This window comes from Mesorhizobium sp. AR10, from assembly GCF_024746795.1.
GTDB lineage: Bacteria > Pseudomonadota > Alphaproteobacteria > Rhizobiales > Rhizobiaceae > Mesorhizobium.
In genome coordinates this window covers 52,982-66,825 of record NZ_CP080523.1, presented here as the reverse complement: position 1 = coordinate 66,825, position 13,844 = coordinate 52,982, and the positions used below count along the sequence as shown (strand labels likewise).

Genomic DNA, 13,844 nt, shown 5'->3' with positions numbered 1-13,844 from the left:
CTCCGCGGGATCGACGCGTTGAGCAACATGCAGCAATTCTGAGCCTTTTTTTGTAGTTGGCACAACTTTTGATGCTGACCGTTGAGGGGCAGCAGGGGCTGCCCACCGATCTTGTTGTGGTGGATGATGTCGAAAATTCCAGTTTTGTCATTCAACTTCCTTGGGACCGAGCGTGTTGATGCGCCCGCTTGGAAACTATGAAACGTTCCCCCACCCATGGGCGCGGCACCACTTGTCGCGACGTTTTCAATTTTGCTTTCCGCCACTGGAGCAGGCAGCCAGGGCGGCTCGCGATCATCAAGGCCGCGATGCTCGCCTCCGCGCTGGCTGACGTGCTGATGCCGCTCTATTCGGGCCGTCTCCTCGACGCTGTTTCCCGTGACGCTATCGTGGCAGCACCAGCTTGGGATTCAGCCCTTGCAGCCTTCTCTGTACTGATTGCACTAGCACTCGGTGCCATTGCCATGCGCCACGTCGCCTTAATTGGCCTGAACGACCTGGAGCTGAAGATGATGTCCGATGTCGCGAACGAAGCGTTCCATCGCGTCCAGCGCTTTTCGACAGACTGGCATGCGAACAGCTTCGCCGGCTCGACAGTGCGCAAGATAACGCGCGGCATGTGGGCGCTTGAGCTCCTAAACAGCACCATATTGATCGCGCTGTTCCCGTCCTTTATCATCTTGGTAGGTTCGACGGCGCTGCTCGGCTGGCACTGGCTTGTCATGGGTCTGATCTTTGCTTGCGGCTCTCTCATCTACCTTGCGTTTTCGATTTCGCTGTCGCTCGGCTATGTCGCGCCGGCGGCGAGCCTTGCCAACAGATGGGACACAAGGCTCGGCGGCGCGCTTGCGGACGCGGTCAGTTGCAACGCTGTGGTCAAAGGCTTCGGCGCCGAGGTCCGCGAAGACGAGCGCCTTGCAAATATCATGAATAAATGGCGGCACCGCACGCGCCGGAGTTGGATGCGCGGAACGATCATTGGCTCAACCCAAGGCGTCACTTTGGTTGCTCTCAGGGTGGCAGTGATCGGATATGCCCTGCTTCTGTGGTCGCATAAACGGGCAACGCCTGGCGAGATAGCCTATGTTCTCACGTCCTTCATCGTCCTCCAAGGCTATCTGCGTGATGCCGGCATGCATGTCCGCAACGTGCAACGCTCGGTCAATGATATGGAAGAACTGGTGGCCGTCCACAATCAGCAGCTGGATGTTGCCGATCGTCCAGAGGCCAAGCCGATCCGGATCACGAAAGGCCGCATCGATTTCGAGAACGTCCATTTCCGCTACGGCAACCATCCCCTGCCGCTCTATAGCGAATGTTCGCTGTCGATTGAGGCTGGCGAAAGGGTCGGGTTGGTTGGGCCTTCCGGTTCCGGCAAGACAACATTCGTGAAGCTCATCCAGAGACTCTACGACCTGAGCGGCGGCCGGATCCTGATAGACGGCCAGGACGTCTCCGAGGTGACCCAAGAGTCGCTTCGTTCGCAGATCGCGATTGTGCAGCAGGAGCCGATCCTGTTTCACAGGTCGCTTGCCGAGAACATTGCCTATGGCCGGCCTGGCGCGAGCCAGGCAGAGATCGAGCAAGCGGCACGGCTGGCCAGTGCGCACGAATTCATCGCGCCCCTGCCGAAAGGCTATGGGACATTGGTCGGCGAACGAGGCGTGAAGCTCTCCGGCGGCGAGCGCCAGCGGGTGGCGATCGCGCGCGCCTTTCTCGCGAACGCGCCAATCCTTATCCTGGACGAGGCCACATCGAGCCTCGATTCGGAATCCGAGGTGCTCATTCAAAAAGCGATGGATCGGTTGATGGTAGGTCGAACCACCCTTGTGATCGCACACCGGCTGTCGACGGTTCGCGCGCTCGATCGGCTGCTCGTCTTCGATCGTGGCCGCATCATCGAGGACGGCGATCATGCCGCGCTGATCGGTCTCGATGGCGGTATTTACCGCCGCCTCTTCGAACGGCAGGCGCTGGAACTAGCTAAGGGGCTTGCCTGAGCGCCAACCGGATTGCGCGATGCGCCGGCCCGTTGCCGCTGTGAGCGCTTACTGAGCAAGCGCGGGTGGCGACTGCCGGCGGTCGGCGCGGCCGGAACTGTCCGCCGGGTGGCGGGCAGGATCGCGCGAAAGGAACACCGTCTGAGTTCGGCAAATGTCGTATGCGCGGGCACTGAATTTCCGCGTCTGACGGCGATCCCACCACAACGGCGGCAATGTCGGCGGCCATTTTGGTGTGGGAAATGCGCGGCGCCCTCCCCTGCCGCCGTTACCCACATTTCGCCAAGGGAATCGAAGTGGTTGTGTTGCAAAGTTTTGGTAACTGGTCGCGTGGGAGGAACCTAGCGTCAATTTTCGCGAGGTTCGAGATGTTCAAAGGCCGTCAGTTCGACCAGTCCGTCATCTTGTTATGCGTGCGCTGGTATCTGGCCTACAATCTGAGCCTGCGCGACTTGAAAGAAATGATGGCCGAACGCGGCATCGGCATCGATCATTCGACGATCCATCGCTGGGTCATTCATTTCGCGCCGCGGTTGCTGGAGCGCTTCAACCGCCGCAAGCGTGCCGTCACCGGCAAATGGCATGTCGACGAAACCTACAGTGCGCCTCGCTCCGAACAGGGGGAAGCGTATGACTGGAATGCAAGAGAGAAAGGAGGATTTGAAGAAGTGCCTTGTCCCCTGCTGTGAGGGGGCATGAGCCCAAGCGGCGGTGACCTGCTGTCAACTGGCAGGGTGACGTAGCCCGCAGGTAAAGGGGATTGAGGCGAAGTCGTTACGCCGAGATGGTTCCCGAGGCTGAAGTATTGGAAGGTTGAGGAACACGAACCGGTTCATCCGTGTCTGAGGGCTAAATCGTCGCCTCCGCCTACACGGCTTAACAGGCGGAATGCCGTTGATGGTGCTGGAAATGTATGTCGGCACGCATCCAAACAATAGCGCAGGCACCGTAACGTTAACCGGGCATCGATCAAAATGTGGGATCTGGCGGCATGACCAGATTTTCCCGTGATCCTCTTTATCGTCGCCACCGATTTCCGGCGCAGGTGATTGCCCATGCCGTTTGGCTCTATTTCCGGTTTCCGCTCAGCCTGCGGATGGTCGAGGATATGCTGGCAGCTCGTGGCGTCATCGTCTCTCACCAGACCGTGCGACTTTGGGCTGAGAAATTTGGCAGACACTTTGCCAATGATATCCGGAAGCGATCGGCCGGCAAGCTCGGCGACAAATGGCATCTCGATGAGGGTGCGCCACGAAGGCGCGAAGGAGGAGCTATGATTTAGGCACTTCCCAAGCAGCCATGCTGCACAGGAGATGAGGGCTGGCCCCTCGAAGCCGGCTTGCAGGAGCGGGTTTCAAACCACCTCAAGCTGCTGTCGTAAAGAGCGATGGTGGTGAGCGTTGAGGAAAAGGCCGGACTTGATCCGGTCAGGTAAGATGCAAGGAGACGAGCGTGAGCGAACCGCTGACGACGTGTCGAAAAGTGCATAGATGGCGTCAAAACCGGGTGGGCTTCGTTAACCCGGGAGAAGTCTGGGAGATACCTGTCTACTGCCCAGATGGCGTCCGGCATGAAGGCGGCGTGACCTTGCTTCAGGCTCTTGTGTGGAACGTGGGAACCTGTCGCCCCGATGCGAAGGGAGACATCCAAGTGGAAGCACCATGAGGATCCGAGTACCGATGCGGGGCACAGGGACGGAGTTGCGTGTAGTAGTGAAGAAGGTGCTGTAATGGCGTTGGAGCGAAGGCGCAACACTGTCCAGCTTTATCGAAAGGTCAACCGTCATGCGGGAGGAGCCTTTGGGTAAAGCAAAGCCGTTCGATATTCCTAAACGGGCTGTTTGGGAGGCTTATCAACGGGTAAAGGCGAACCGGGGTGCAGCCGGGGTCGATGATCAGTCGATCGAGGATTTTGAGCGGGATGTGAAGAACAACCTGTTCAAGCTCTGGAACCGATTGTCATCTGGCAGCTACTTTCCGCCGCCAGTCAAACGGGTCGCGATCAAAAAGCGGCAAGGTGGTACAAGGCCGTTGGGCATTCCCACGGTCTCAGACCGGATTGCGCAAGGGGTGGTGAAGGCATACCTGGAACCGGAACTGGAAAGACATTTCCATCCCGATTCCTATGGGTATAGGCCCGGCAAGTCGGCACTCGAGGCAGTGGGTATGGCAAGGCAGAGATGCTGGCGCCATGACTGGGTTCTCGATCTCGACATTCAGGCCTTCTTCGACACCATTCCACACGACCTGTTGCTACGGGCGGTGCGAAAGCACACCGACTGCACGTGGGTGTTGTTGTACATTGAACGGTGGCTGACGGCTCCCGTGCAACTGGAGAACGGCACTTTGGAACCTCGGGAGAGGGGAACTCCGCAGGGGTCAGTTATCTCACCCTTGCTGGCGAACCTCTTTTTGCACTATGCGTTCGATCGGTGGATGGCCAAACACCGTCCTGAGATTCCGTTTGAACGCTTTGCCGATGATGCCGTTTGTCATTGCAGCAGCGAGCGTCAGGCCCAAAAGTTGCAAACGGATCTTGAGCAACGGTTTGCTGAATGCGGACTGAAGTTACATCCAAACAAGACACAGATCGTGTATTGCAAGGATAACGTTCGGCGGGGGCATTGCCCCAATCAGAAGTTCGACTTTCTCGGCTACACCTTTCGACCGAGACTGGCAATGAACCGATGGGGCAAGACCTTCGTCAATTTCAGTCCGGGTATCAGCAACCGAGCCGCGAAAGCCATCCGTCAGACAATGCGGGACTGGCAGCTTGACCGCCGTATCGACAAGCGCATCAATGATCTGGCCAAGATGTTCAATCCGATCCTTCGTGGTTGGATGAACTACTATGGTCGTTACCACAAATCGGCACTTTCCCGAGCATTGATGCACCTCGATCTGCGCCTGGCACGCTGGGCCATGTCGAAATATCGACGCCTGAGACGCCATCGTCGGCGTGCGCGGTACTGGGTCCAGGACGTAAGGCGTCGGGAGCCAGCGCTGTTTGCACATTGGCGATTGCTGTATCGGGCAACGGCTGGACGGTAGGAGCCGGATGAGTGGAGACGCTCACGTCCGGATCTGTGAGAGCCTGGGGGTGAAATTCCCCCGGGCCACTCGACTTGTCATCACCATCGGTGGAAAGAAACACTGGCTTTGGCGCGCCGTTGATCAGGACGGGTTTGTTCTCGACGTGTTGGTGCAAAGCCGTCGCAATGCCAAGGCGGCAAAGCGCTTGATGCGAAAGCTTCTGAAAGGGCAAGGCCGTTCGCCGCGTGTGATGATCACCGACAAGCTTCGATCCTACGGTGCGGCGAAGCGGGAGATCATGCCAGGCGTCGAGCATCGCTCGCACAAGGGCCTGAACAATCGGGCGGAGAACTCTCATCAACCCGTCCGACGGCGGGAGAGGATCATGAAGCGCTTCAAGTCAGCGCGACATCTTCAGCGTTTCGTTTCCGTCCACGACCCGATCGCCAACCTCTTTAACGTTCCCCGCCACGATATTCCATCCACCCACCATCGAGAACTGCGAGCAACTGCCATGCAAGCATGGCGCCAAATCGCGCGCCTTCACGCCGAATGAACCAAAGCCTCACTCCCAGATCTTGTTTTCACAGCGTTAAGTTTACGGTGCCCCGCCGTTTCCTGCAGCGCGAATGGCATCGTGAAGTCCATCTCCGTATCGAGGATGTCAGCGACTGGAACCTCGGAGAGCACGGCGCGGAACAAGTCGGGCCGCAATACGGCCGTGGCGAGCACGGTACCCCCGCCACCGCTCCTACCCTCAATGACGATGCCGTCGCGGGTGGCGATCCCCCGCTGAACGAGCCCCTCGGCAGTGGCGATCAGGTCTGTGTAGGTAATGCGCTTTCGACCGCGGATAGCCGCCTCGTGCCAGGGGCGTCCGAGTTCGCCGCCCCCTCGTACGTGGGGGATGCCGAAAGCAACTCCACGATCGAGCAGGCTCAAACGCACGGTCATGATTGAGGGGTAAGCGAAGAACGAGGGCCATCTCGGTAATCCGTAACAGCCGTACACATTCAATAATACCGGCCCAGGGCTCGTTCGATCGCGCCGCGCAACCAACGAGATAGGGACCTGCACCCCGTCTTCCGCCTCCGCCATAACAACCGTCGCTACATATTGAGCCGGATCATACCCCGGAATGCGGGCTTGGTAGCGGACTGCCGATCGGTCGTCGGCGAGATCATGCTCGACGACGGTGTCCGGCCTCACGAATGAGCTGACCCTGTACGTCAGCCTCGAGCCTCGGAACGCATGCCTTGCGACCGAATAGTGCCCCCCCCGCTGACAGCCCGACCGTTAAAGTACAGCTCGGCTCGTCAGGAACGATAGCCACTCCAAGCCGCCCGCTTTCGCCGCGTGAGACCAGGCGAGGACGGAGGCCGTCTCGCTCAAGGAGTACCAGGTGGTGTTCGAGTACGTGGACCTCCTCGAGCGTCACACCATCCCGATGCGGTATGACCTCTTTCCAACCCGAGGGTGACGGGTCGTCAATCGGCGTGCACACGAGCCGCCAATACGGTCCCGCGTCATCGACGTGGAACAGGAACTTGTCTTGCCAGTGCTCGGCAACGACCTGGTGACCAAATTCACGCGTCACTAAACGGCGCCATCCAAAGCCCGGCTGGTCGGCGGGAAGGCACCACACCTCCACCGCCCCTCGATGAACGCCCTTTACATCCAGGAACAGCCAGGCACCGCTATCAGAGCGCCTTATCCCCAGGTTCAGTCGCTCGTCCGCCTCCTCGAATACTACCTCAGACTTCCCAGCTGCGACGTCCAAGCGGATAAGCTCATGAGGTTGTCGCCGCAGGTCAGGCCGCTCCCGCGTGAAAAACAGGGTACGTCCATCCGCAGCCCAAGCTACCATCGTAGCCCGCCTCGAGCCCTGCCAGAAGTCACGGCCGGTCTCCATGTCCCGCACCCTAAGCTCGTAGTTCTCGTCACCGATGACATCGAAGCTGAAGGCCACGTAACGCCCGTCGTCACTCGGCTCGAAGACACCAAGCCGATAGAAGACCTCGGCCCCTTCAAGCGCGTTCGGATCGATAACAATCTCGGCCGGATCTCCGGCTACCGGCCGCCGCCACCACCTCGGATGTAGAAGGCCCGGCTCGGGTCTTTGGAAATACTCGAAAGGTCCAACCTGGAACGCTGGTGGGGCGCCCTCGCAAGGCTGACGTCCATCGATCTCGGCGATGAGTTCCGCCTTGAGCCCTGTTAGGTGAGCTGTCGCCTGCTCTGCGTAGCTGTTCTCGGCTTCAAGATAAGCGCGGACATCGGGATTCTCCCGGTCGCGAAGCCAACGATACCGGTCTATCGTGATGTCGTCATGAAGCACCCTGATCCGTGGCTCGGCACGGGGAAGCGGTGGCTGCAGGCGCTTGTCTCCCATCACATGGCCCTCACGTAAAAAACAAGAGAAAGGAATTGGCGCGAGCAGGCCGCGAACAATATAGTTTGTGCATCAATGTTCCTCCTAGGCGATAGAGTGCAAACCGTTTAACGAGTCATGGCGCATAATTGCCAGCATCTTTTACTTCAGTTTTGGCAGCATCGCGCTCCGGCGCGTAGTTATTGTTTTGCTGTCGGACGTAACCATAACGGGCGTGGCAATTATCCCATGAGTTCTCGGCCGCTTTTCACAGGATGGGTGTCGACAAACCTGTTTTCACACTCACTTCGCCAGCCAGCACGCGGACATGTGCTGCGGTCCTACTTCGATGGCCGGAGGCTCCTCAGCCTTACAGCGCTCGAAGGGCCAGTGGGCAACGCGGATGGAAACGACACCCCTTTGGCACGCGCGCAGCGCTTGGAACCTCGCCCTGGAGGTTTTCGTATCCAGGAACACTATTGGCCCAAGAAAGACGTAGCGGTTATTCTCCGAGCCGTCCTTAGTGGAAGCAGGATATGGAAGATAAGTCATCCTATGCCATCCAGATTCAGTTGCCAGATTCTACGGCGTCTGCGGCTATTTCCACCTGAAAGTTTGTCCCGCGCCCGAATTGGAAGCGGAATAGAAGGAGGTGAACTCAGAAACAGGCCATAAGCATTTGTGAACCTTAGAGTTACCTCGTTTGCTTGCCTAGCTTACTGCATCGTGTATCCGCCGGCTGTAGGCGTCGTGACAATCACAGCTTCACCTGGATCAAGAGCAGTTTGTGCGCACGCAGGCAAGACTTCGATCGTTCCGTCGAGGCGCCGGACCTCGGTCCTTCCGGTTTCCCCGGCACCTCCGCGCCCTAATCCCTCAGGCGGACGGTTCCGGTGTGACGAAAGGATTGAAAGATCCATGCGCTCGAGGAACCGCAGGCGTCGGGACGTTCCGTCCCCACCGTCAAATTCCCCCTTGCCTCCCGACCCGTAACGAATGACAAATTCCTCGAGGAGAACCGGAAAACGGAGCTCCAGGATCTCGGGGTCAGTCAAACGCGAGTTGGTCATATGAGTGTGCACCCCTGCAGTTCCTGCAAATCCACGGCCATCATTCATCCGGCCTGCCGGACTGCCCGAGCATATCGTTTCGTAATATTGGTACGTCTCATTGCCGAACGTGAGATTGTTCATCGTGCCCTGTGCGTTCGCCAGAGCGCCGAGTGCGCCGAAAACAGCGTTGGTAACATGCTGCGATGTTTCCACATTGCCTGCGACCACAGCTGCGGGGTAATGCGGTCGCAGCATCGAGCCTTCCGGTACGACAATACTAATCGGGCGCAGACAGCCCGCATTCATAGGGATATCCTGCTCCACCATGACCCGAAAACAGTAAAGGACCGCCGCGCGAGTGACGGGTTCGGGTGCGTTGAAATTGTTGTCCCCCATTGGGGATGTCCCCGTGAAGTCAACGGTGGCTGTGCGGGCCTCTCGATCAATTGAAATTTTCACGCGGATGATCTGCCCGGTGTCCGTGGGGTATTCATATTCAGCATCGGAAAGCCTGGTGATGAGCCGGGCAACTTCTTCTGCAGCATTGTCCTGAACATGACCCATGTAAGCCTGCACTACTTCAATGCCGAAATCTTCGACCATGCGACGGAGCTCTGCAATGCCGCGGGCGTTGGCTGCAACCTGGGCCTTGAGATCAGCGATGTTGGCTTCGGGATTGCGGCAGGGGTACGGGTGGACTGTCAAAAGCTGCAGGATGGCCTCCTCCTGAAAGACGCCATCCTTGACGAGCCGGAAGTTATCGATGAGCACACCCTCTTCATCGACTGTTTTGGCGAGCGGCGTCATCGAACCCGGCGCGATACCGCCGACGTCCGCATGGTGTCCGCGCGAGGCGACCCAGAAAAGAATGGTTTTACCGTCGTTATCAAATACTGGGGTGCAAACCGTGATATCGGGCAAGTGCGTGCCGCCATTGTAAGGCGCATTTAGCGCAAACACGTCTCCCGGCGAGATCTGGCCTGTGTTCAGCCGAATAACAGTCTCGACCGAGCGATCCATAGAGCCGAGATGGACGGGCATATGGGGTGCGTTCGCAACAAGAAAGCCGTTTGCGTCAAAAACAGCGCACGAGAAATCGAGCCTTTCCTTGATATTAACAGACTGCGCGGTGTTCTGAAGGGTAATGCCCATCTGTTCGGCAATTGACATGAACAGGTTGTTGAACACTTCGAGAAGGATGGGATCGGCATGTGTACCGACAGCCTGCTTTCGCTCCAAAGGCTGGTGGCGTCGCAGGATGATGTGGTCATAAGCGTTGACCTCGGCTGACCAACCAGGTTCGACTACGACGGTTTGATTCGGCTCAATGATCAATGCTGGTCCGCGCAACTGGGAGCCCGTAACCATCGCTTCGCGAAGGTAGACACCCGCTTCGTGCGTCACTCCATCTGAGTAAAAGCGACATCTCCTGCTCGGTGCCGATTTGCTGATCAAGGCACCATCGGCTCTCGGGGTACGATCACCCCTCCCCTTGTCTTGCCCTGCAAATTCCGCCGCCTCGATCACCAGAGACTTGTCCGGCGAGACGAACCCAAAGCGTGCCATATGGGCAGCCTCAAAAAAACTCTGCGCAGACTTTATGTCTCCTGCCCATTGCACTGGTAGGCTAGTATCAGTGCCTTGGTAACGAAGGTGAAGCGTCGAGGAAGTCTCAAGCGCGCCCGTAACCCTCTGCGCTTCCAATTCCTCGCGAACTGAGGCTTCAAGACTAGACAAAACGGCAGAGAGTGCTGGGAGGTTGGACTCCACGAGTTTAAGCTCCACGCCTTTTTGACGGCTCGCAAACACTCGCGCAAGGCCGATCCCATAGGCAGAGAGCAATCCCGACATTGGATGCAAAAGAATTGTGGTCATTCCGAGTGCGTCGGCGACCAGACAGGCATGTTGGCCACCTGCGCCGCCGAACGAATTGAGCAGGTATCGCGTAACATCATAGCCGCGCTGGACGGAAATCTTCTTGATCGCATTAGCCATGTTCTCGACGGCAATGCGAACGAAGCCCTCTGCTACTTCCTCGGGGGATTTTCCGGTGTCCAAGGCGATTTCCCCGAACCGTGAGGCGACGACATCTCGATCGAGCGGCTGATCGCGGCCGGGACCAAAGATGGCTGGAAACAGCTCGGGCACCAGCTTACCCAACATGACATTTGCGTCGGTTACGGTCAGAGGGCCGCCGCTGCGATAGCTGGCGGGTCCGGGATTGGCCCCGGCACTGTCAGGCCCCACTCGAAACCTCCCGCCGTCTGCGTGCAGTATTGAACCGCCACCTGCAGCGACTGTATGCACCTGCATCATCGGAGCCCGTATACGGATGCCCGCCACCTCCGTGTCGAAGGCCCGTTCATACTCACCGGCGAAGTGTGCGACATCCGTCGATGTCCCGCCCATGTCGAAACCGATGACCCGCTCATACCCGGCAGTACGCGCGGTCTCGACCATGCCGACTACGCCGCCCGCAGGACCGGACAATATGGCGTCCTTACCGTGGAAGCGGTCTGCAGCGGTTAACCCCCCTGACGACATCATGAACTGAAGAATCTGTTCCGAGTTGTCCGGCGCCAGAGCGCTGAGGTTTCTCGAAACACGTTCGACATACCGCCTGAGTATCGGTGACAGATATGCGTCCACGACCGTCGTGTCGCCGCGTCCCACCAATTTCATAAGAGGTGATACCTCATGGCTCACAGAGACCTGACTGAAACCTGCGCGCCGCACAATTTGGGCTAGTGCGAGTTCATGGTCGGGGTTGCGCCACGCGTGCATGAGAACGATCGCTACGGCATCAATCCCTTCCGAGCGCGCCGCAGCGAGCTGCGCCCCTAAACCATCGGTATTCAACGGCGTTTCGACGGTCCCGTCGGCAAACAATCGCTCTTTTACTTCGATGACCTGCGAATAAAGCTGCTCTGGGAGGAAAATTTCCTTGGCAAAGATATGGGGTCTTGCCTGATAGGCTAGCTTCAGCGCATCGCGAAACCCACGTGTAATCAGCAGCAGCGTTTTGTCGCCCTTGCGTTCGAGCAGCGCGTTTGTGGCCACGGTTGTACCCATACGTACGCTGCCGACCCGGTTGGGGGATTTGCCCGTGCGAAACCGTTCCAGAAGGCGCCGGATGCCCTCCACAGCTGCATCATCGTATTCACCTGGGCTCTCCGAAAGGAGTTTCAGGGGATGGCAGTTCCCATCGGGCGATACGCCTATGACGTCTGTAAAGGTGCCCCCGCGATCGATCCAGAAATCCCAAGAGTTATTAGGCACCACACATTCCTCCATATGAGCTGCAACGACAAACGGTCGACTTTTTGCTGGTAATTCGTAGACAAATTATCACAAACAAGTCAAGCAAAGTTTTGGCATTTGCCCAAAGTCTTGGTAAAGGTTGAGTACATTATGCCGAGAAATGTCCCACTTGTTATTGACATTCGCGACTTGACCCGGTGCATGGTGGAACCGTATGGAGGAAACACGATGACTAAAGCGAAACCCGCCGGAAAGGCGCAACCAGAATCCGGAAATGAAGCGGCGGCACCTTTCGAGGACCTGTCCCGCGTCCTTATTGCTGGAGTCGGGCCGGTTGTATCGTCGGCGCACCTGGCGAATTCTAGCATCCCTCAATTGTCCGAATTGGAGTTTGCCCTGACCATGTCCAATCATGCATTTCATCGTTGGATGGTCCGGTGTAGTCAGCCGCGGGCGGGCCGGATCTCGCAGCACTCGACATCCTTGTTCTGCACCTTGTTCACCACCGCATGCGTCCGAAATCGCTTGCCGACATCAGTCTGGTTCTGAACATTGAAGACTCTCATCTCGTCACGTACTCGGTAAAAAAGCTAGTAGGCCATGGTCTGGTCACCGGAGGCCGGAAGGGTAAGGAAAAGACAATCACAACGACGAGCCAAGGGGAGGAACAGAGGTGGCTCGGTTTGTTTGGACAGGAATTCCCGATTTATAAGTGGAACACTGCCTCTGGTTAGGCCGCCTCGGGAAGCGGTAGCGGGGTGAAGTAGGCCTCATCTGGCGCTCTGCCGTCAAGGCTGGAATGCGGACGTCGCCGATTGTAGAAATCGAGATATTTTCCGATCGACGCCCGCCCTTCGCGAACGCTGTTATAGGCCTTGAGATAGACCTCCTCATATTTCACCGACCGCCAGAGACGCTCGACGAAGACGTTGTCGCGCCAGGCGCCCTTGCCATCCATGCTGATCCTGATCTCCCGGTCGAGCAGGACCTTGGTGAAGTCATGGCTGGTGAACTGGCTGCCCTGATCGGAGTTGAAGATCTCGGGCTTGCCGTATGTCGCCAGCGCCTCCTCGAGGGCTTCAATGCAAAACGCCGCATCCATGGTGATCGACAGCCGCCAGCTCAGTACCTTGCGCGTGAACCAGTCGACGACAGCAACCAGGTAGCAGAAGCCGCGGGCCATCGGGATATAGGTCAGGTCCGTCGCCCAGACCTGGTTGGGCCGCGTCACCGCCAGCTTGCCCAGCAAATACGGATAGATCTTGTGCCCGTCGCCCGGCTTCGAAGTGCGCGGCTTGCGGTAGAGCGCCTCGATACCCATGCGCTTCATCAAGGTGCGCACATGCAGGCGACCCGTCTCATAGCCTTCGCGCTTCAAAAGCTTCTGCAACATGCGGCTGCCCGCGAACGGGTAATCCAGGTGCAATTCGTCGATGCGCCGCATCAGCTTCAGGTCTGCCGCCGATGTCGGCTTGGGTAGGGAGTAGACGCTGCCGCGGCTGATCCCCAGTTCGGCCGCCTGCTTGGCAATCGGCAGTTCATGTTCCCGGTCGATCATCGTCTTGCGCTCCCCGACCAGCCGGCCTTGCCGAGCGCCGAGCCTAAAAAATCATTGGCCAGCGTCAGCTCTCCGATCTTGGCATGGAGGGCCTTTATGTCCACCGTCGGCTCCGATTTCTCCGCCGCGCCAAACACGTTCGAGGCCCCGTCCAGAAGCTGCTTTCTCCAATCCGTGATCTGGTTCGCATGCACATCATATTGCTGCGCCAGCTCGGCCAGCGTCTTTTCTCCCTTGATCGCCGCAAGCGCAACTTTCGCCTTGAAAGCCGGGCTGTGGTTCCGGCGTGGTCGTCTGCTCATTCGTGATTCTCCTGTTCCGGCACTCATGCCGATCTCAGGCAGAAATTCCACTTATCACCCTGTCCAATTTTGCCGAGCCACCTCTGAACTTTGCCGGCGCTACGCCGAGGTTCGCGAGGCGCTACTCGTCCGCGCAGTCCAGCAGCTCGGGCTCGATCCCGCCGAGGTGTCGCGTCTGGCCGGGCTCCTTCGTGCAATTTCCGGGAGTTACGACCAAGCTGCCCGGGCCGCTGCCGCAGCGGCCTAGGCTGTGAGCGTCCCCGGTGAA

General features: G+C 58.2%; 6 protein-coding genes and 5 pseudogenes. 6 read left to right on the top strand and 5 right to left on the bottom strand.

Going from position 1 to position 13,844, the window contains the following annotated elements; all coding sequences use genetic code 11:
• Positions 1-197: 197 nt before the first annotated feature.
• The 5 genes and pseudogenes from LHFGNBLO_RS00310 to LHFGNBLO_RS00290 form a co-directional block, all read left to right on the top strand.
• The gene (locus tag LHFGNBLO_RS00310; RefSeq protein WP_258600184.1) at positions 198-2,000 is read left to right on the top strand and encodes an ABC transporter ATP-binding protein; all 1,803 of its coding nucleotides are present in this window, start codon (positions 198-200) and stop codon (positions 1,998-2,000) included.
• A gap of 368 nt (positions 2,001-2,368) precedes the next feature.
• Positions 2,369-2,617, top strand: a pseudogene (locus LHFGNBLO_RS00305) (IS6 family transposase); the annotation flags it as partial.
• A 374-nt stretch (positions 2,618-2,991) separates the two neighbouring features.
• Positions 2,992-3,243 (top strand): annotated as a pseudogene (locus LHFGNBLO_RS00300) (IS6 family transposase); the annotation flags it as partial.
• Positions 3,244-3,799: 556 nt separating this feature from the next.
• Positions 3,800-5,050, top strand: coding sequence for a group II intron reverse transcriptase/maturase (gene ltrA / locus LHFGNBLO_RS00295; protein ID WP_258599793.1), 1,251 nt, complete (start codon positions 3,800-3,802; stop codon positions 5,048-5,050).
• Positions 5,051-5,123: 73 nt separating this feature from the next.
• A pseudogene (locus LHFGNBLO_RS00290) lies at positions 5,124-5,588 on the top strand (IS6 family transposase); the annotation flags it as partial.
• Here LHFGNBLO_RS00290 and LHFGNBLO_RS00285 read toward each other — a convergent pair.
• From LHFGNBLO_RS00285 to LHFGNBLO_RS00270, 4 genes and pseudogenes are all read right to left on the bottom strand, one after another.
• Positions 5,576-5,974, bottom strand: coding sequence for a prolyl oligopeptidase family serine peptidase (locus tag LHFGNBLO_RS00285; protein ID WP_258600183.1), 399 nt, complete (start codon positions 5,972-5,974; stop codon positions 5,576-5,578). The pseudogene LHFGNBLO_RS00290 and the gene LHFGNBLO_RS00285 sit on opposite strands and share 13 nt — an antisense overlap.
• A 238-nt stretch (positions 5,975-6,212) precedes the next feature.
• Positions 6,213-7,424 (bottom strand): hypothetical protein, encoded by a 1,212-nt coding sequence (locus LHFGNBLO_RS00280; protein WP_258600182.1) that lies wholly within the window; start codon positions 7,422-7,424, stop codon positions 6,213-6,215.
• A gap of 282 nt (positions 7,425-7,706) precedes the next feature.
• Positions 7,707-7,860 (bottom strand): annotated as a pseudogene (locus tag LHFGNBLO_RS00275) (oligopeptide/dipeptide ABC transporter ATP-binding protein); the annotation flags it as partial.
• Between the two features lie 259 nt (positions 7,861-8,119).
• Positions 8,120-11,734 (bottom strand): hydantoinase B/oxoprolinase family protein, encoded by a 3,615-nt coding sequence (locus tag LHFGNBLO_RS00270; protein WP_258600181.1) that lies wholly within the window; start codon positions 11,732-11,734, stop codon positions 8,120-8,122.
• Positions 11,735-12,100: 366 nt separating this feature from the next.
• Between LHFGNBLO_RS00270 and LHFGNBLO_RS00265 the strand changes: the two are divergent.
• Positions 12,101-12,384: pseudogene (locus LHFGNBLO_RS00265) on the top strand (winged helix DNA-binding protein); the annotation flags it as partial.
• A gap of 62 nt (positions 12,385-12,446) precedes the next feature.
• Here LHFGNBLO_RS00265 and LHFGNBLO_RS00260 read toward each other — a convergent pair.
• Positions 12,447-13,576, bottom strand: a protein-coding gene (locus LHFGNBLO_RS00260) for an IS3 family transposase (protein WP_258599977.1) whose coding sequence is annotated in 2 segments (ribosomal slippage) — positions 12,447-13,318 and positions 13,318-13,576 — 1,131 coding nt in all. Because the reading frame shifts where the segments join, the coding sequence is not laid out codon by codon here.
• Between the last annotated feature and the right edge of the window lie 268 nt (positions 13,577-13,844).

Coding starts and splice junctions, on each gene's coding strand:
- LHFGNBLO_RS00310 (WP_258600184.1), top strand. CDS start 198: ATGAAACGTTCCCCCACCCATGGGCGCGGCACCACTTGTCGCGACGTT.
- LHFGNBLO_RS00280 (WP_258600182.1), bottom strand. CDS start 7,424: ATGGGAGACAAGCGCCTGCAGCCACCGCTTCCCCGTGCCGAGCCACGG.